Origin of the sequence: Herbaspirillum sp. C7C8, from assembly GCF_022627875.1 — a bacterium.
Taxonomy (GTDB): domain Bacteria; phylum Pseudomonadota; class Gammaproteobacteria; order Burkholderiales; family Burkholderiaceae_D; genus Herbaspirillum.
This window is the reverse complement of record NZ_JABXGG010000003.1, coordinates 374,990-393,498: the sequence shown is the minus strand read 5'-3', so window position 1 is coordinate 393,498 and position 18,509 is coordinate 374,990. Positions and strand designations below refer to the sequence as shown.

Below are 18,509 nucleotides of genomic sequence, written 5' to 3'. Positions count from 1 at the left end.
TGAGGAGATCCCCATGCAAGTCCACGCTTATGGTGCCCACGCCGCCGACAAGCCGATTGAACATCTCGAAATCACCCGCCGCGCCACCGGAGCGCACGACGTGCAGATCGACATCGCCTATTGCGGCATCTGCCATTCCGACCTGCACCAGGTCCGTTCCGAATGGGCCGGCACCCAATATCCGTGCGTGCCCGGCCACGAGATCGTGGGCCGCGTCGCCGCCGTCGGCAATCACGTCAGCAAGTTCAAGGTCGGTGATCTGGTCGGCGTAGGTTGTATCGTCGACAGCTGCCAGACCTGCCCGGACTGCGAAGAAGGCCTGGAAAACTATTGCGACGGCATGGTCGGCACCTACAACGGCCAGACCGATGACGCCCCTGGCTGGACCATGGGCGGCTATTCGCAGCAGATCGTGGTGCATGAGCGCTACGTGCTGACCATCCGCCATCCGGAAGCCGACCTGGCTGCCGTCGCACCGCTGCTGTGTGCCGGCATCACCACCTATTCGCCGCTGCGTCACTGGGGCGCCGGTCCCGGCAAGAAGGTCGGCGTGGTCGGCATCGGCGGTCTCGGCCACATGGGCATCAAGATTGCGCATGCCATGGGCGCCCACGTGGTGGCCTTCACCACCTCGGAATCCAAGCGTGCCGATGCCAAGGCCCTGGGTGCCGACGAAGTCGTGATCTCGCGCAACGCCGAAGAGATGGCCGCACATGCCAACAGCTTCGACTTCATCCTCAACACCGTGGCCGCACCGCATGACCTGGATGCCTTGCTGGGTCTGTTGAAGCGCGACGGCACCATGACCCTGGTCGGTGCGCCGGCCACGCCGCACCCGTCGCCGAATGTCTTCAATCTCATCATGAAGCGTCGTTCGCTGGCCGGTTCGTTGATCGGTGGCATCCCCGAAACCCAGGAAATGCTGGACTTCTGCGCCAGGCACAACATCGTGGCCGACATCGAGCTGATCCGCGCCGAGGAAATCAACACCGCCTACGAGCGCATGCTCAAGGGCGACATCAAGTATCGCTTCGTGATCGACAATGCCAGCATGGCGGCCTGATGAACTGATGAACTGATGAACTGCTGCTGACGCCATACCGCGTCGAACGCAAACGGGCGGGCACCCACGAGGTGCCCGCCCGTTTTTTGAAGGCAGAGCGAAGTGACCGATGACGGCTCACGCCTTGACGACTTCCCCGCCGAGATAATGCGCTTCGGAGACCGGCTCTATCCCAGGGCTATACGCCACGCAGCGGAGACATTACCTTTTACGCACCCTGAGGCAACATTGCCTTGTTCCACCGCGACTTCGCTTACGGCAGATATCATTTTTACCGATATCGATCATCGGTTTTCAGGATTGGCGTAATAACTGGACGAACCGCATCATGCAGACCTGTCCAACCATCCGCCAAGGAAAATCATGTCTGCCATCACCACCCAGGCCGCCATCATCTGGCCGGCCGGCTATCTGCCCGGTACCACCGACAACTATGTCTCCAATGAAGTGATCATCGCCGGTCTCTCGGCCGCCCAGGTGTGGCCGCTGCTCAACGACACGCGTGCCTGGCCCGGCTATTACGGCAATGCCAGCGAGATTCGCTTCCACGATGACAGCGGCCCGCTGCTGTCGGCGGGCGCGCGCTTTCGCTTTACGACCTTCGGTTTTGCGGTCGAGGCGGAAGTGACCGAATACCTGCCGCCCCAACCCGGCCAGGCTGCGCGCATCGCCTGGCACGGCTGGGTCGAGGGCGATGCCGCGCAGCGTCTGGATGTCCACCACGCATGGCTGTTCGAAGACCTGGAGGGCGGCCGCGTGCGCATCCTCACGCAGGAGACCCAGAACGGCCAGCCCGCGCGCGAGCTGGCAGCCACCTTGCCCAATCCCATGCTCAATGCCCACCAGGAATGGATCACCGGCCTGGCGCGCGCCGCCGCAGAGGCCGCCGCGCTGCGTTGAGGATCATCGCAGCGGCACCAGCCCGGCGGTGGCGAAGAGCAGTTGCCGCAGCCAGCGCTGCGCCGGATCGCGGTGCGTGCGCTCGTGCCATGCCGCCGTCTTGGTGAAGCCGGTGATCTCCAGCGGCGGCGACAACAGCTTCAGGCCCTCTACCCCGGCCACCAGCCTGGACGGCACCACGGCCACCAGGTCGGTGCTGCGCAAGATCTCCGGCAACACCAGGAAACGTTTCACCGACAGGCTCACGCGCCGCTGCAGGCCGCGCTGCGCCAGCGCTTCGTCGGTGACGCCGTGGAAGGGATCGCCCGCATACGACACCAGCGCATGATCCAGCGCGCAGAACTGCTTGAGCGATAGCCGTTGTCCCCGCACCACCGGATGATCCTCACGCATCGCGCAGACGTAGTGTTCCTCGAACAGCCGCCGCGCATGCAGTCCCGGCGGTGTATCCTGGGGCGTAGTCAGCGCCAGGTCGATCTCGCCGCGTTCCAGCCGCTCCTGCAGCGGTGCATCTTCCATTGACGCCAGTGCCACGCGGATGAACGGGGCATGCTGCTTGAGCGCCGTCAGGAAGGGCAGGGCGACCGCGCGCAAGGCATAGTCGGTTGCGGCGATGGTGAAATCCAGATGGGCCGTGGCCGGATCGAACACCGGCGGATGCAGCAAGCCATCGATATCACGCAGCACGCGCTGCACCGGTTGCGCCAGTTCCAGCGCCCGTGGCGTGGGCACGATGCCACGCTGGCTGCGGGCAAACAGAGGGTCATCGAAATTCTCGCGCAGCCGCGTGAGGATGCCGCTCATGGCAGGCTGGCTTACGCCCAGTCGTGCCGCCGCGCGCGTGACGTTGCGTTCGTCGAGCAGGGCGGCCAATGCCTTGAGCAGGTTCAGGTCGAGCGTGCGGAGGTCCGGTTTTTTCATGCGCGCAGAATCAGCAGGGAGAAATGACGCATGGTAGCAAGCCCCTGCGACAAATTGCCACATTCAACAAGTGGTCATACCAGCTTATCCTTGCCGCTCCTGATTTCCCATGCGGCATCCAGGGGACGGCGGCGTGGCTGCCGGGGGAGGCCGCATGTTCTGCCTACTACAAGACCAATGACGCTCCACTCTGCCCGCCGGCCCAGGCCGCTGCATCGCGCCCGACCCATTTTCAAACTCACGGCCTTGTCCGGCCTGCTGGCCCTGGGGGCTGCGCCCCTGGCCACGGCGCAGTCAGCCGGCGCCGACGAGGATTCCTCGCTGACGCTGGGCACCGTGGAAGTAAGCGCGCGCCGCAGCGGTCCGCTGCAGCTCAATAACGTGCTGACTTCGGTCGACCTGATCGGCGCGGATCGTATCCAGCAACAGCAGGTGCAATACAACTGGGAACTGTTCGCGCAGTCGCCGGGTGTGATGCTGACTCAGTTCCGCCAGGGCAACGAGTCCGGCAAGCTGTCCTTTCGCGGCTTCAACGGCGAGGGCGAGGTCAATGCGGTCAAGCTCCTCATCGACGGCATCCCCAGCAACGACAATGCTGGCGGCATGCCCTTCCTGGGGACGCTGTTCCCGCTCGATATCGCCCGCATCGAGGTCGTGCGCGGCACCAACGATGCGCGCTATGGCCTGCACAACATCGCCGGCAACGTCAACATCGTCACCCGGCAAGGCGGCAACTACGATGAAGCGCGTCTGACCTATGGCAGCTTCAATACGCGCCAGGTGCAGGTGGTCAAGGGCGTGGAGAACGGCAACTGGTCGCAGAACTATTTCCTCGGTTACGAAAAGTCGGACGGTTATCGTGATCATGCCCGGGCCGAGAACATCGCCTTCTCCGGCAAGTGGTTCTATACCAGTGATGATGGCCGCTACCGCACCGGCCTGAGCATCCGCCACGCCAATGCCCATGCGCAGGAACCGGGCTACCTGACGGCTCAGGATGCGCGCAGCAATCCGACCTCCTCGTATGCCTATGCTCAGTCCGATGGCGGCAACCGCCAGATGGACCAGGTCAGCCTGCACTTCGATGGCGACATCGATGACCAGCTCTCGGTCGCTGCCAAGCTTTATCTCAACCGCGTGCGTGACCAGCGCTGGCTGCGTTACTCGTCCACCACGTCGCAGCAGGAGCGCCTCATCGACGAGACCCACTACGGGCTGTTGACCAATGCTACCTACCGCCCGCGCTGGAAGGCGTTCGAAGGCATGAGCGACCTGGCGCTGGAAGGCGGCTTCAGCATGGAGCGCCAGGAGGACCAGAGCCCGCGCTACAACACGGTCAACCAGGTACGTGTGTCGCAGACGCGCGATCATCATTTCGTCTTCGATACGGTGGGGGCCTATGTGCAGGCCGTGATCAAGCCCGTGGAGGCGCTGCGCATCATTCCCGGTTATCGGGTGGACCATGTGGGTGGACGTTTCAACGACCCTTCGCGCGGGGTGAGCTATGGCATCCAGGATTACGGCTATATCCGCCAGCCCAAGCTCAGCGTGGTGTATGCACCGATCCGCCAGGCCAGCATCTATGCCAACTGGGGGCGTACCTTCCAGGTCGGTGCCGGCGCGGCAGCCTACAAGTCCAACAACAACGACTTGCGTCCTTCCATCAATGAGGGCTGGGAAACCGGCGTCAAGTTCACGCCCGTGGACTGGCTTGATGGCCGCGTGGCGGTGTGGGAGCAGCGGGCCTCGGACGAGGTCAAGCGTCGTCTGAACGATCCCACCGGGGACTCGGAAAACGTGGGACGGACCAAGCGCAATGGTGTCGACCTGCAGATCAACCTGCGCGCCGGCAAGCGCACCACGCTGTGGCTGGCCTATTCGCGCCAGCGATCGGAAATCATCACGCCGGACCCGACCGCACCCAACACCCTCGGCAAGGAAATCGACCACGTGCCGCGCCAGGTGTATTCCGGTGGCATCGACTACCAGGCCACGGCGGACCTGAAGCTGTCGGCCTCGGTCAACGGCCAGGGCAGCTATTACCTGACCACCGCCAATACCGGTGGCAAGTTCGGCGGCTACACGCTCTTCAACGCCAGTGCCACCTATCAGGTCACGCCCAGGCTGAGCCTGGAACTGCAGCTCAAGAACCTGGCCAATCGCTACTATGAATATGTCTGGATCAATGACCAGACCCGGCATGCCCCCGGGGACGGACGGGCGATGTATGTCTCGGCCAATATGAAGTATTGAGCAAAAATGCGGGACAGGCCTGCCACCGCCGTGGCGGCCCGCCTTCCTTGTGGCAGGCCTACTTACTGAGCAGCGACCACCGTCATTTCCACCAGCAGACTGGAGGCGCCCAGCCTGGCCTCGAGCGTGGTCCGGGCCGGGGCGGTGCCGGCGGGCACCCAGGCGTCCCAGACGGCATTCATGGCGGCAAAGTCGCTGATGTCGCGCAGGTAGATGGTGGTCGAGAGGATACGCTCGCGGTGCGATCCCGCTTCGCTGAGCAGGGCATCGATGCGGGCCAGCACTTCCGTGGTCTGGGTGGCGATGTCGGCCTGCGCATGGGGGCCGCCGCTTGCGGTCTGTCCGCACAGGTACACCAGGCCGCCATACTTGACGATCTTGCTCATGCGCGCATTAGTGTGCTTTCTTTCGATGCTGTGGTCGGTGGTGCTCAAGCGATTCTCCTGTCAACGATGGATCATGTCACTGCCATGGCCTTGCGCCGGATCATTCCGAGGCAAGGGGTTCGGTATCGGCCAGCGCGGCCAGCGAGGCCAGCGCGATCGGTTTGAGGGGCGTGCGGATGTGATAGGCACCGACTTCCTCGGGTGGCTTGCCCAGCTCCTGCGCCAGGATCTGCGTCACGCTCAGGCCGCACATGCGTCCCTGGCAGGGACCCATGCCGCAACGACTGAAGAATTTGGTCTGGTTGGGCCCCTGGCAGCCCAGGCGCGCCATCTCGCGGATCTGTCCGGCGCTGACCTCTTCGCAACGGCACACGATGGCCTCATCGGGTGGGCTGGCAAGCCACTGCGGCGGGCGATAGAGCGTATCCAGAAAGGGACGGATCTTCAGATGCCGGGCGCGTTCTGCCCCTGCCTGCGCGATCAGGGCGGCGCATGCCGCGGCGTCGGACTTGCCGATGGCCAGGGCGGCATGGGCCGCAGCGATGATCCCTGCCGATTCCGCCGCCCGCGCACCCGCAATGCCGGCACCGTCGCCAGCGATGCGCAAGCCTTCCAGCGAGGTCTGGCCGCCTTCGTCCACGACGGGTGTCCAGCACAGATTGAGGGCATCCCAGCGGTGATCCAGGCGCAGCTGGCGACTCAGCTGCGTATTGGGGACCACGCCATGGTGCAGCAGCACCACCTTGGCCGCCAGGGTGTGGTCGCGGGCACCGACGCTGAACCGTACCCGTTCGGCCTGACCCTTGCCCTCGATGCGCAGCGCGCTGGCGCCCTGGTACAGCGGTACGCCGGCCCGGCGCAAACGCCACAGCATCTTCAGGCCCTTCATCAGGTACTGCGCTGCCCCCAGTGCGGCCGCCAGATGAGGCAGGGCGCGCCTGAGGTTCTCGGGTGGCGAGGTCTGCACCACCGCCGTCACCTCGGCACCGGCCTCCAGCAGTTGGCAGGCCACCAGCAACAGCAAGGGGCCGGCACCGGCCAGTACCACGGGGCCCTGCGGTACCGAGGCCGAGGTCTTCATTGCGATCTGCGCGGCGCCCGCATTGAGCACGCCGGGCAAGGTCCAGCCAGGCAGTGGCGAAGGGCGTTCCATGGCACCAGTGGCGGCGATGATCTGGCGGGCGCGCAAGCGATAGGAACGTTCGTCCTGTTGTACCGTGAGCACCAGATCCTGGGTGATTTCCCATACCAGGGCGCCGCTGCGATAGTCCACACCGCACTGCTGCAGGCGCTCGGCCAGGCCGCGTCCATGCAGGTAATCCGGACCCAGCACGGCGGCCACCCTGGGTGGCACCTGCGTGACATGGCGATAGATCTGCCCGCCCGGATGTGGCTGCTCGTCCAGCAGCAAGGTCTTCAGTCCCAATGCTGCGGCACTGATGGCCGCCGACATGCCGGCCGGGCCGGCGCCGATGATGATGAGATCGTGGGTCGGTGCCATCATGCGGGGTCTCCCACGCGACGCGCGCCGTGCGGCAGCCGCACCTGCATGCCGGCATGCACCGGGACCATGCAGGACTGCACGTTCTGGCGGCCATCGACTTCGACCAGGCAATCGAAACACACGCCCATCAGACAGAAGGGCGCACGCGGGCTTGCTGATACCGGGGTATGCCGCAAGGGGCTGATTCCCGCATTGAGCAGGGCAGTGGCCAGGCTTTCGCCTTCCCTGGCGCTGATGGACTGGCCGTCCACCAGAATGGCAACCTCGGGGCGACGGTCTTCATCGGCCGTCAGCATCGACTTGAACATGGAATCGCTCCGCTTTGAAGGTGGAAATGGCGGCTGGCTCGGCAGCACCCCGGATCCAGTCCGAGAGGGGACCGGCGTGCATGGCCGCCAGCGTGATGCCGCTGTGGCAGGTCACCAGGAAAGCCCCGGGACATTGACGCGACTGCTCGTAGATGGGGAAGCCATCCGGTGTCATCACCCGCAATGCCCCCCAGGTGCGAACGACATTGGCGCCATCGAGCAGCGGAAAATATTTACGTGCGCGGTTGGCGATATGGGCCAACTGGTCGATCGAGGTGCGGTCATCAAAACCGACGTCCTCCTTCGAGTCACCGATCTGGACCACGCCTTCGCCTGTCTGCCGCACATGGCCCGAGGGGTGGCGCAGAAACGGCTGCATGCGTTCGGTCACCAGCACCTGGCCGCGATTGGGGGCGACCGGCGCGTCCAGTCCGACCAGCGGAGCCAGCGTGCGGTTGCCCAGCCCGGCGGCCAGCACCAGCTTGCCGGCCACGTATTGCTGGCCACCGGCGCGGACCTCGAACTGCCCGGCACGATGGACGATCTGCTCACAGTGCACGCCGTTGCGCAGGACCCCGCCGCGTGCATGAAAGGACTGCACCAGCGAGCGCAGCAGGCGTAACGGACTGACGTGACCATCACGCGGACCATAGACGGCACCGACCACTTCCGGTCCGATGTACGGTGAGAGTTCTTTCAGGGCCACCGGATCGAGTACCTCGAAGGGATAGTCACCGACGGCCTCGCGCAGGCGTTCCAGTTTCTGCACGTAGGCACGCAGCTCGTCGTCGTTGAGGAAGAATTGCAGTCCGCCGATCTGTTGCAGTTCCAGGTCGATGCCGTTGCCGGCCGTCAGCTCCTGTGCAAAGGACGACCAGCGCAACACCGAGGCCATGCTCCAGCGCGCATAGTCGGGTCGTTCCTCTCCCTTGCCCTGTACCCATACCAGACCGAAATTGCCGCGTGCGGCGCGGAAGGCATCATCGCCTTCGTCCAGTACCAGCACCCTTTCACCGGCCTTGCTCAGGCCGTAGGCGATGGACATGCCTACCACGCCGCCGCCGATGATGAGGGTATCGATATCCGTTGAAATCATGATGTCTTTCCAGAGAGAATCCGGTCCAGTCCGTAGAAGCGTTCCAGCAGTGCCATGAGCACCAGCGTGAGCACGATGAGCACGGTGGAGACCGAGGCCAGCAGCGGATCAATGGTGTTGGCGATGTGGTTGTACATCTTCACCGGCAGCGTCTCGGTGCCGGCCGAGGCGACGAAGATGGACATGGTGAGTTCATCGAAGCTGTTGATGAAGGCAATGATCCAGCCCCCGGCCACACCGGGAATGAGCAGTGGCAGCTCCACCCGCCGGAACACGGTCCAGGCCGAGGCCCCCAGCGACTGGGCGGCCTGCGCAATGGTGCGGTCAAAGCCGGTAGCAGCAGCCACCACCAGGCGCAGCACGTAGGGCAGCACGATGACCGTGTGTGCGACTGTCAGGCCCCAGGCGGTACCGGGCGAACCCAGCAAGGTGAGCAAGCGCAGCAGCGCAATGCCCAGCACGATGTTGGGCACCATCAGGGGCGACAACAGCAGCCCCAGCAGTGCCTCCCGGCCGGGGAAGCGATACCAGGCGATGGCCATGCCGGCCGGTACCGCCAGCAGAGTCGCCAGGGTCGCCGCCGTGACACCCAGCCACAGGCTGCGATAGAAGGCCGTCATGAAGCTGTCGTCGCTCAGGATGGCGCCATACCAGCGCAGCGAGGCGCCGTCGAAGGGCAGCGAGATATATCCCTTGTCGGTGAAGGAGACGCACACCACCATCACCAGCGGCGCCAGCATGAAGGTCGCAAAGGCGAGATGGAACAGCATCAGGGGCAGGGGCACGCGCGTCTTCATTGGAACACCTGCTTGTAACGTCGCTCCACCAGGCGGTTGACGCCCAGCGAGACGGCCAGCACGATCACCAGCAACACCACCGACAGGGCCGCGCCCAGAGGCCAGTTGAGATTGCCCAGGAATTCATCGTAGATCGTCGTGGGCACCACCTTGAGCCGCCGTCCGCCGATGATGGCCGGCGTGGCGAAGGCGCTGGCAGCCAGCGAGAACACGATCAGGCCACCCGAGAGCACCCCCGGGATGACCTGCGGGAAAACGATGCGCAGCATGATCGTACCCAGCCCCGCGCCCAGCGATTCGGCGGCCTGTTCGGTGGCGGGATCGAGCTTTTGCAGGGATGCCCACACCGCCAATACCATCATCGGCACCAGCACGTGCACCAGCGCGATCACCACACCGGTAAAGGTGAACATGATCTTGACCGGCGTATCGATGAGGCCAACCGCCATGAGCGCCTTGTTGATTACGCCTTCATTGCCCAGCAGAATGGCCCAGCCCAGGGTGCGCACGACCACCGAGATCAGCAGCGGTCCCAGCACGATGACCAGGGAGACGGCGCGCCATCGTTCCGACAGGCGCGAGAGCACGTAAGCTTCCGGTACGCCGATGACGATGCAGATCAGGGTGACCACCAGGGCCAGCCCGAAGGTGCGCAGGAAGATGGTCTGGAAGTAGTCGTCGGTGGCGATATCGAGATAGTGCGACAGCGTGAGATGGTCGCCCGTGCCGCCACCGGCCACGAAGGGGAAGAAACTCAACGACAAGGTAATCACCAGGGGCAACACCACGAAGGCCAGCGTGAGCAGGGCTGCGGGCGTGCCCATCCAGTAAGGCAGTGCGCCGGGACGGGAGCTCATTGTGCCGCTCCGCTACGGGGGACCACGCGCGCATGCTCCGGTGCCCAGCGCAGGCTGACCGGATCGCCTTCGTCCCAGTCGGGAGCGCCCTTGTTGGCCTGGCTGATCTGGACCAGGCCCAGCGGTGTCTGCACCTGGTAAAGCCAATGATTGCCCAGGAATACGCGGGCCTGCACGCGACCGGCCAGCAGCGCCGTCTCGGGCGTGGTGAATTCGAGTTTCTCGGGACGGACGATGTATTCGACCTCGCCGCAGGTGGCCAGGTCTGCTGCCGGCAGACGATAGCCCTCCAGTTCCACGTAATGGTGGCCCTGCACGCGGGTAGCGGCGAACACGTTGGCCTTGCCGAGGAAGGTTGAGGAAAAACGTCCGTTCGGTTGTTCGTACATGTCGTAAGGACGGCCGATCTGTTCGATGCCACCCTTGTTCATCAAGACCACGCGGTCGGAGAGGGTCATGGCTTCTGCCTGGTCATGCGTGACCATGATGGTGGTCACGCCCACCCGATGCTGCAGGGCGCGCAGTTCGATCTGCATTTCCTCGCGCAGCTTGGCGTCCAGTGCTCCCATCGGTTCATCCAGCAGCAACACCGGTGGCTGGACGGCCAGGGCGCGTGCCAGTGCAACACGCTGGCGCTGGCCGCCGGAGAGCTCCTTGGGATAGCGTTGCGCCATCGCGCCCAGGTGAACCAGCTCCAGCGTTTCCGAAACCCGTCGGTTGCGCTCGCCGCCGGGCAGTCCCTGCATTTCCATCCCGAAGGAGACGTTCTGCGCCACCGTCATGTGCGGGAACAAGGCGTAGTTCTGAAACACGATGCCCAGTCCGCGCCGACTCGGCTTGACCTCGGTGATGTCGCGGCCATCCAGCAGGATGCGTCCGCTGCTGGGTTGCACGAAGCCGGCGATCATCTGCAGCGTGGTGGTCTTGCCGCAACCTGACGGTCCCAGCAGGCTGATGAATTCGCCCTTGTCCACCGACAGATCGCACTGTCGGACCGCTACCACGTCGCCATAGTGCTTGGACAGGCCATTCAATTGAAGAAAGCTCATGGAGGGGTCCCCTGGTCTGATCTGGTAAGGGTGCGCGGGCGTTTAGCGCTCGACGGCACGATTCCAGCGGTTGGTCCACTCGGCACGCTGGGCATTGATGACGCCGTAGTTGGGCGCAATCATCTGCCCCACCTTCTCGGGACCATAGACCACGCGCTTGATGACCTCCGGAGAAAGCTTGGTGGTCTTGTTGACCGGCCCCCAGCCCTGGGCATTGGCGAGGATGGCCTGCACGTCGGCCGACAGCACGTATTGCAGGAACTGCTGCGCCAGCTTGGCTTGCGGTGCGCCTTCCACGACGCAGGCGGCCGACATGAGCGCTACTGCACCTTCCTTGGGGTAGACGAATTCCACCGGGGCGCCCTGGTCGATCACGGCCTGCACGCGGCCATTGCCCCACACCGCCAGCGCGGCTTCACCGGTTTGCAGCATCTCGGCCATCTTGCCCGGCGAGGGTTCCCAGGCCAGTACGTTGGGCGCCACCTTCTTGATCATGGCGTCGAAGCCCGGCGCGATCTTCTCTTCGCTACCGCCGTTGAGGCGAGCCATCATCACCAGCGTGAGCAGGCCGTAGCCGTTGGTGATGGGGGGAATCACCACTTTCTGCTTGTACTTGGGATTGGTCAGGTCCTGCCAGGAGTCGGGCGCTTTCCAGCCGTTCCTGGCAAAGACCTCCTTGTTGTAGGCCAGGCCGGTGGCGATGAAGCCGATGCCGATGGACTTGTCCCCGATCATGCGGGCATTGGGATAGACCTCGCGCGAGCTGCTGCCTTCTTCCATCTTGGCGCACAGGCCCTGTCCGACCGCCTGGTACATCGGGCCGTCATCGATCATGGCCAGCGACATTTCCTGGCGGCCCTTCTGGGCTTGCAGCTTGGCCAGGATGTCGGTGGAGTTGCCCGAGACGTAGACGACCTTGCTGCCGGTGCTGGCCTCGAAGGGCGGAATGATCTTTTCCTTGAAAGCCTGTTCGGTGGAACCGCCATAGCCGCCTACGTACATCGTTTCGGCTGCATGGGAAGTCGCCGTGGCCAGCAAGGCGGCCGTCATCGTTACGCCAAGAATGTTTCGCATCAGGTAGTCCTCCAAGTAGGGATTGCAGTTGAATGGCCAGCAGGAGAATGTGAACAGGCCCTAGTGTAGGCACTAGGACGCACCGCAAATATTAAATTTTCGGAGGTTGCTTATGCCTATTTGTTATGTGTATTGTTGCAGTGCAAATAGGGGTTTTTACGAGGTAAAAGGCACTGGAAAGATGCGATACTGCACCTCATTGAGGCATATTTTCCGAGTGATGATAGCGAGTTGGTTATATGAGAAATAGCGTGAATTTGCGCCAGATCGAAGCTTTCTATTCGGTCATGCGCACGGGCACCGTGGTCGGTGCCGCCCAGATGATGAGCGTGACCCAGCCGGCGGTCAGCCGTGCCATTGCCCATCTGGAGATCCGTATCGGTTACGACCTGTTCGAGCGGCGCGGCCGCAAGCTGGTCGCCACCCCCGAGGCGCAAGCCTTGTATGCGGAGCTTGAGCCGATCTACGGCAACCTGGATCGCATCGCCCAGGTGGCCCACGATATCGGTCACCAGCGTGCCGGCGCATTGCGCATTGCGACATTGCCGGCGCTCTCGCAAAGCCTGGTGCCGCGCACGGTGGCGCGCTTCGCAGCGGCGCGTCCGCAGGTGTCGGTGTTCGTGCAGACCTTGCCGTCGCGCCAGATTGCCGAGATGGTCGCGACCAAGCAGTTCGATATTGGAATTGTCGAGCTGCCCTTGTCGCAGCCTTCGATTTCGATCGAACCGCTGGAGCCGCTGGAGCGCGCGCTGGTGCTGCCAGCCGGGCACCGGCTGGCGCGCCGCAAGAGGGTGTCGCTCAAGGAGCTGGATGGGGAGCGCATGATTCTGTTGTCGCAGCACAGCTACATGCGCTACCAGATCGATGATGCGCTCTCCAAGCTGCGGGTATCGGTGCAGGTGGCCATGGAAACGCCCAATTCGCTGGTGGCCTGTGCGCTGGTGGCCGAAGGGGCGGGGATCACGCTGGTCTCGCGCATCACGGCCGAGCCGTTCATCAGTGCCGGTGTGGTGATCCGGCCGGTGGTGGAGGAACTCGATACGCGTTGCGCCATCATCTTTCCTTATCCCGGGAAGCGGCTGGCGCTGGCTGAAACCTTTGCTGCCGATTTGCGCGATGAACTGAGGCGTTGCCAGTCGGCCTGAGTGTGCCTGCGATCAGGGCACCCGCTCCTCCACCGGCCTGGCCGTCTTGCGAATCTTGGCCACATCAGCCGCGCTGACCGTCGCACCACGATTGCCCCAGGCGGTCTGGATGTAGGACGTCACTTCGGCGACCTGCCGGTCGTTGAGCAATTGCGCATACGGTGCCATCACCAGCCCGGCCGTGGCCGAGTCGGTGGAAGGCTGGCGTCCCCCTTGCAGGATGATGCGGATGGCCGAGGTCGCATCCTGGGTTTGCAGTACCGGGTTGCCCGCCAGGGCCGGGAAGGCCTTGCCGTAGCCGGTGCCATTGCTGCGATGGCAGGCGGCGCAGCGGTCCAGATAGAGGGCCGCCCCCGGCGTTTGCGGACGTCCTTCGTAGGCAGCGGTGGCCGTCACTTCGTCATAGCGGTAAGGCTCGGCCCCATTGCGCGGTGCCAGGCTCAACAGGTAGCGCGACATGGCGTTGAGATCAGCTTCGGTCATGTACTGCATGGAATGCTCGATGACATCGTTCATGGCGCCGAAGGAGGCCGTGTATTGGTTGCGACCGGTGCGCAGGAATTCGACCAGATCGGCCTGACTCCAGCCGGCAATGCCGCCACCATGTTCGTTGCGCAAGGACGGTACGCTCCAGCCATCGACTACCTGGCCGCCGGAGAGATACAGACGGCTGCTGTCATCCCGCAGCGATTTCTCCTGCAGGGTGGTCGAGCGCGGCGTGTGGCAGCTGCCGCAGTGACCCAGTCCTTCGACCAGATAGGCCCCGCGCGCCAGCTGCGCATCGGTACCTGCCGGTGCCGCATAGGGCGCCGGGGTAGGCGCGAACAGCTTGCGCCAGATCGCCAGCGGCCAGCGCATCGACAAGGGCCAGGGGATGTCATTGGCGCGATTGGCCTGTGCCGAGGGCGGCACGGCCTTGGTGAAGTACGCATACAGCGCCTGCATGTCCTCGTCGGTCAGGCGCGAGTAGGAGGGATAGGGCATGGCCGGATAGACCGTATAGCCGGCCTTGGTGACGCCGGTACGCATGAGGCGCGCGAAGTCCTCATAGCTCCAGTCACCGATGCCGTGTTCCCTGTCGGGCGTGATGTTGGTGGAGTAGATCGCACCGATCGGCGAGGCCAGCGCCAGTCCCCCGGCGAAGGGCGTACCGCCCCTGCTGGTGTGGCAGGCCACGCAATCGCCGGCCCGCGCCAGGTAGGCACCGCGCAGCAGTTGCCGGTCATCGGCACCGGCGCCGCCTTGCTTGGCGATACGTGCCGCCAGTGCCGCATCGGCTGGCGGGATGCTCATGGGACGTTGCGCCGTGATTTCCCGGTTGAGCAGGCGCGCGCCCACGGGTGGTTTGGGCGGGGCCGGTACCGTCAGCGAATCATCGGCATGCGCCAGGTTGCAGGCGGCAGTGGCCGCCAGCGCGGCGGCACCCAGGGCCAGGGTGGCGATCAGGATCATTCGTTTCATCATCGCTCCCGTCTTCACGCGCTGACCAGCGGGCGCGGATCCTTCAGGTACTGCTCACGGATGGCGCGCGCCGACCAGTAAGCCAGCGCCACGGCCGTACCAGTCGGGTTGTAGCCGATACCCTGGGCAAACACGCCCGATCCGACCGCGAAGACGTTGTGCACATCCCAGCTCTGCAGATAGCGGTTCACCACGCTGGTGGACGGGTCCGTGCCCATGGCCACGCCACCGGCCCAGTGCGTGGTCTGGTAGGTACGCAAGTCCGGCGCTGCACCGAAGTCCTTGACGGTCACCTTGATCTCGCGCGCCCTCAGCTCATGCGCGATCTTGACGGCCTGGTCGGTGACATAGCGGCTCATGCGGATGTCGTTGTCCTTCCAGTCGAAGGTAAAGCGCAGCAGCGGCTGGCCGAAGGCATCCTTGTAATTGGGATCGAGATCCACATACACGTCGCGATAGACCATGTTGGCACCATGCACGTCGAAGGACATGGTGTTGAGATAGCTGGCCTTGACTGCACGCTTCCAGTCGCGTCCCCACTTGGGCGTGCCACTGGGCAGGGGGATGCCCGAGATCGGCTTGGCCCCGGCCGGATTGCACCAGATCGGCGAACCACCGACGAAGCCCAGCGGGCCGTGGTCCATATGATCGCCATTGAAGTCATCCACGGCCACGCCATTGCCACCAGCACCGATGAAGCCGTTGATGTTCTTGCCCGGATCGAAGAAGGCATTGATGGAGGCCATCATCTGGAAGGCGATATTGCGTCCGACCGCTCCGGTGTTGCTGACCGGGTCATAGGGCTTGCCGATGCCCGAGAGCAGGAACAGCCGCGCATTGTTGTAGGCAAAGGTACTGGCGATGACGATGTTGGCGGGCTGGAAGACGGTATCGCCATTGACATCCACGTAGGTGACACCAGTGGCTTTCTTGCGCGAGCTGTCCAGTTCGATGCGCAGCACGTTGCAGCTGCTGCGCAATTCGAACAGCGCGCTCTTGCGCAGGGCCGGCATGATGTTGACGTTGGGCGAGGCCTTGGAATAGTTGTAGCAGGCATAGCCGGAGCAATAGCCGCAGAAGGTACAGGGGCCCATCTGGCAACCGTACTGGTTCACGTAAGGGGCCGAGGCATTGGCCGAAGGCAGCGTGAAGGGATGAAAGCCCACCTGCTGCGCGGCCTTGCGAAACAGCGCCGCCTGGTATTGCTCCTTCTGCGCCGGCAACGGAAAGTTGTCCGAGCGGTTGGCCTCGAAGGGATTGCCGCTGTCGTCGACTACCTTGCCCTGCACCCGGTAAGCAGTGCCGGATGTGCCCATCATCTTTTCGGCGAAATCGAAATACGGTTCCAGTTCTTCGTAGGTCACGCCCCAGTCCTGCAGGGTCATGTCCTTGGGGATGAAGCCCTTGCCGTAACGTTCCTCGTAATGGCTGCGCATGCGCAGCTCCTCCGGCAGCACGCGCCAGTGGCAGCCCGACCAGTGCAGCCCGGCCCCGCCCACGCCTTCGCCGGGCTTGAACATGGCGATCTGGCGATAGGGGATGGCGCTGTCGCCGCTCTTGCGGCGGAAGGTGAACGAGGATTTGTTCAGATTCTGGAATAACTTGAAACGCTGCTGGTATTCCAGTTCATCGATGGTCTTGGGATAGGCGCCGTCGGGATAGGTGTCGCGATAGACGCCACGTTCCAGCGCCACCACGCTTTGTCCGGCCTCGGTCATTTCCTTGGCCATGATGGCGCCGGTCCAGCCGAAGCCGACGATGACGACGTCGACTGCTTTCATGTTCTTGTTGGCCATGTGCTTGGGCTTTCGGGGTCAGACGATGCGAAGTGGGGCGGCCATCAGCCGCGCGAGATCGGGGGCAGGGGATAGGTGCGACCGTACTGGTCGACCCAGTCGTAGTAGTCGGCGCGGGCACCGGGGAAGCCGATCATCTTCCACGCGCCCATGCCCTTGTTGCCGCCGTCGGCCGGATCGCAGAAATAGCCTTCGTGGACGTTTTGCAGCAACAGGTTGAACAGCGCGGCGGGCGGGATGGTGGCCATCTTCAGGCTGCCCTGCCGGCCCTTCTCCAGCTCGCCCATCATTTTTTCGCGTTGCTGGGCATTGAGCTCCACATAGCCGTGCCTGTATTGCTCACGGATGGCCGCATCGAATTCGGCCAGGCCCTTCTTGTACAGTTCGCGCGGCGGATAGGGCAGCTGGTAGCCGAATTCGGGTGGTGCGTCCGGGGTGAAGGGTCCCTGCATGTACCACAGCTGGCCCTGGCCGTAGGGGGTGTTCATCTGCGCATCGATGAAGGCCGGGACCCCGGCTTCCAAGGCACCGGGACCACTCTCGTCGGCGGGAATGAGGGTATCGGCCAGCGCGCTGAGCAGCGCGAATTCCTCCTGGTTGAAGAAGACCGGTTTGTACGGAGAGTCGGCCGCTTGCCCCTGGGCGCTGACGGCCAGGCTGCCGGTCGTCACGGCCAGTGCGGCAGCAGGTGCGGCGGTGAGAGCGCCGCGCAGGAAACGGCGGCGATCGGGAGAGATGCTTATTTTTTTCATGGCGCGTTTCCTTGAGGGAAATCCGGAGCGTGAGCAAGGTCTTGCCTTGCTCACGGCCCAGCCATGATGCGCGCGATGATGCCGCAGGGGGATCAGCCATCCTGCGGTTTTGGTGTGGGAAATGTCTGACGCATACGCTGCAGGCCCTAGCGCCCTGCACGGGTTCAAGCCCTGTGATGCGTCAGCGCGACTTCAGAAGCCCCAGCTCAACATGCCGACCAGCTGGTTGCCCTGCTTGATGTCAAAGCGGTTGTAGCCACCGAGGATGGCCTGCAGCGACCAGGTGATGGGCGAATTGGGGAAGGGGGCCGACAGGCCCAGCGTCAGGTGACGCAGGCCGCCGCTGCTGGGGCCGTTGCCGGCGTAGCAGCCATTGACGACGAAGGCCTGACCGGCGCCGCAGGCGGTGCCGGTGGCGGTGTCGCGGGTGCCGAGGTACTTGCCTTCACGCTTGTAGGTGTAGGCGCCCAGCGTACTGGTGAAGGTGATGTCGTAGGGCAGGGGCCTGGTGTAGACCAGGGTCCAGTAGGTGTCGCCCTTGTTGCCCCAGATGACATCGTTGAGCAGCGTCTGCGCATTGAAGGACAGCGCGCCCCAGGTCAGGCCGGCCTTGGTTTCCAGTGCATTGGCGTGGCTGCCGTTGGCGTAGTAGTAGCCGGTCATGCCCAGGGTGTAGCCGAGGTCGCCGCTGATGTTGCCGGCGTAGGCGAAGTAGAGATCGTTTTCCACCGAGCGCGGTTTCTGGAACTCGGTGATGCTGCGATCACTGTAGGACTTGCCCAGTTGCTTGTATGAATAGTTGATGGTGGAAGCCCAGTAACCGAAGCTCCAGCCGCTGCTGTGCACGAAATCGATGCCCCATTGCAGCGCTGCCTGATCCGATTCGGGCGCATCCGCACCGGCATTGCCCAGCGCCTGGCCGTTGCCATAGGTGGTGGTGGCACCGCGCAGCACGTAGCGCGAGGCCAGGTCGATATGCTTGGTGATGGTCCAGGGACCGGCCGGTTCGGCGGTGGCAGCCGCAGCGGCATCGTCGGCCAGCGCCGGTGCGCAGACCAGCAGGGAGGCGAGGGCAGCGGTGCAGGTGCCCAGCGCATAGCGGGCGTGCAGGCGCGACAGGGAAGCGGTGGTGGTAGTCAAGGTTCTC

General features: G+C 63.9%; 17 protein-coding genes. 4 read left to right on the top strand and 13 right to left on the bottom strand.

The features are described from left to right. Positions 1 to 13 precede the first annotated feature (13 nt). Together HWE01_RS06380 and HWE01_RS06375 are read left to right on the top strand one after the other, a co-directional pair. Entirely contained in the window at positions 14 to 1,063 is a 1,050-nt protein-coding gene (locus HWE01_RS06380) for an NAD(P)-dependent alcohol dehydrogenase (protein ID WP_008333226.1), read from the top strand. Between the two features lie 363 nt (positions 1,064 to 1,426). Beyond that, entirely contained in the window at positions 1,427 to 1,963 is a 537-nt protein-coding gene (locus HWE01_RS06375; RefSeq protein ID WP_241821338.1) for an SRPBCC domain-containing protein, read from the top strand. Positions 1,964 to 1,966: 3 nt separating this feature from the next. Here HWE01_RS06375 and HWE01_RS06370 read toward each other — a convergent pair whose 3' ends face one another. Continuing rightward, entirely contained in the window at positions 1,967 to 2,884 is a 918-nt protein-coding gene (locus tag HWE01_RS06370; protein ID WP_241821337.1) for a LysR family transcriptional regulator, read from the bottom strand. Between the two features lie 177 nt (positions 2,885 to 3,061). Here HWE01_RS06370 and HWE01_RS06365 point away from each other — a divergent pair, with 177 nt between their 5' ends. Further along, positions 3,062 to 5,137, top strand: coding sequence for a TonB-dependent receptor (locus HWE01_RS06365; protein ID WP_241821336.1), 2,076 nt, complete (start codon positions 3,062 to 3,064; stop codon positions 5,135 to 5,137). Between the two features lie 62 nt (positions 5,138 to 5,199). On the opposite strand, the gene HWE01_RS06360 is transcribed toward HWE01_RS06365, so the two are convergent. Genes HWE01_RS06360 through HWE01_RS06325 form a run of 8 tightly spaced genes read right to left on the bottom strand, consistent with a single transcriptional unit; the run spans position 5,200 to position 12,208 of the window. After that, on the bottom strand, positions 5,200 to 5,571 hold the full coding sequence (locus tag HWE01_RS06360; protein WP_008333223.1) for a RidA family protein: 372 nt from the start codon (positions 5,569 to 5,571) through the stop codon (positions 5,200 to 5,202). A gap of 52 nt (positions 5,572 to 5,623) precedes the next feature. Continuing rightward, on the bottom strand, positions 5,624 to 7,027 hold the full coding sequence (locus tag HWE01_RS06355; RefSeq protein ID WP_008333221.1) for an NAD(P)/FAD-dependent oxidoreductase: 1,404 nt from the start codon (positions 7,025 to 7,027) through the stop codon (positions 5,624 to 5,626). After that, on the bottom strand, positions 7,024 to 7,335 hold the full coding sequence (locus HWE01_RS06350; RefSeq protein WP_175345130.1) for a (2Fe-2S)-binding protein: 312 nt from the start codon (positions 7,333 to 7,335) through the stop codon (positions 7,024 to 7,026). Before HWE01_RS06350 ends, HWE01_RS06355 begins: the two co-directional genes overlap by 4 nt. After that, positions 7,307 to 8,431 carry an NAD(P)/FAD-dependent oxidoreductase gene (locus tag HWE01_RS06345; protein WP_241821335.1) on the bottom strand — a complete coding sequence of 375 codons (1,125 nt, stop codon included), beginning with the start codon at positions 8,429 to 8,431 and terminating at the stop codon, positions 7,307 to 7,309. Before HWE01_RS06345 ends, HWE01_RS06350 begins: the two co-directional genes overlap by 29 nt. Continuing rightward, complete coding sequence (locus HWE01_RS06340) at positions 8,428 to 9,201, bottom strand: ABC transporter permease (RefSeq protein WP_081486118.1); 774 nt, start codon at positions 9,199 to 9,201, stop codon at positions 8,428 to 8,430. Before HWE01_RS06340 ends, HWE01_RS06345 begins: the two co-directional genes overlap by 4 nt. Before the next feature lie 23 nt (positions 9,202 to 9,224). Then, positions 9,225 to 10,085: an ABC transporter permease gene (locus tag HWE01_RS06335; protein WP_008333214.1), complete on the bottom strand. Its 861-nt coding sequence runs from the start codon at positions 10,083 to 10,085 to the stop codon at positions 9,225 to 9,227. Continuing rightward, on the bottom strand, positions 10,082 to 11,134 hold the full coding sequence (locus tag HWE01_RS06330) for an ABC transporter ATP-binding protein (protein WP_241821334.1): 1,053 nt from the start codon (positions 11,132 to 11,134) through the stop codon (positions 10,082 to 10,084). The genes HWE01_RS06335 and HWE01_RS06330 overlap by 4 nt, the downstream gene beginning before the upstream one ends. Before the next feature lie 42 nt (positions 11,135 to 11,176). Then, a complete protein-coding gene (locus tag HWE01_RS06325) occupies positions 11,177 to 12,208 on the bottom strand; it encodes an ABC transporter substrate-binding protein (protein ID WP_008333207.1) in 1,032 nt (343 codons plus the stop codon). A 251-nt stretch (positions 12,209 to 12,459) separates the two neighbouring features. Between HWE01_RS06325 and HWE01_RS06320 the strand changes: the two genes are divergently transcribed. Next, entirely contained in the window at positions 12,460 to 13,353 is an 894-nt protein-coding gene (locus HWE01_RS06320; protein ID WP_008333205.1) for a LysR family transcriptional regulator, read from the top strand. 12 nt (positions 13,354 to 13,365) lie between these two features. On the opposite strand, the gene HWE01_RS06315 is transcribed toward HWE01_RS06320, so the two are convergent. The 4 genes from HWE01_RS06315 to HWE01_RS06300 all read right to left on the bottom strand — a co-directional run bounded on the left by HWE01_RS06315 (position 13,366) and on the right by HWE01_RS06300 (position 18,502). Then, positions 13,366 to 14,817 carry a cytochrome c gene (locus HWE01_RS06315; protein ID WP_502798421.1) on the bottom strand — a complete coding sequence of 484 codons (1,452 nt, stop codon included), beginning with the start codon at positions 14,815 to 14,817 and terminating at the stop codon, positions 13,366 to 13,368. An 11-nt stretch (positions 14,818 to 14,828) separates the two neighbouring features. Beyond that, positions 14,829 to 16,610, bottom strand: coding sequence for a GMC family oxidoreductase (locus HWE01_RS06310; protein WP_241821332.1), 1,782 nt, complete (start codon positions 16,608 to 16,610; stop codon positions 14,829 to 14,831). 44 nt (positions 16,611 to 16,654) lie between these two features. Further along, positions 16,655 to 17,362, bottom strand: a complete 708-nt coding sequence (locus tag HWE01_RS06305; RefSeq protein WP_008333202.1) for a gluconate 2-dehydrogenase subunit 3 family protein — start codon at positions 17,360 to 17,362, stop codon at positions 16,655 to 16,657. 192 nt (positions 17,363 to 17,554) lie between these two features. Continuing rightward, positions 17,555 to 18,502 (bottom strand): TorF family putative porin, encoded by a 948-nt coding sequence (locus tag HWE01_RS06300; protein ID WP_008333201.1) that lies wholly within the window; start codon positions 18,500 to 18,502, stop codon positions 17,555 to 17,557. Positions 18,503 to 18,509 lie beyond the last annotated feature (7 nt).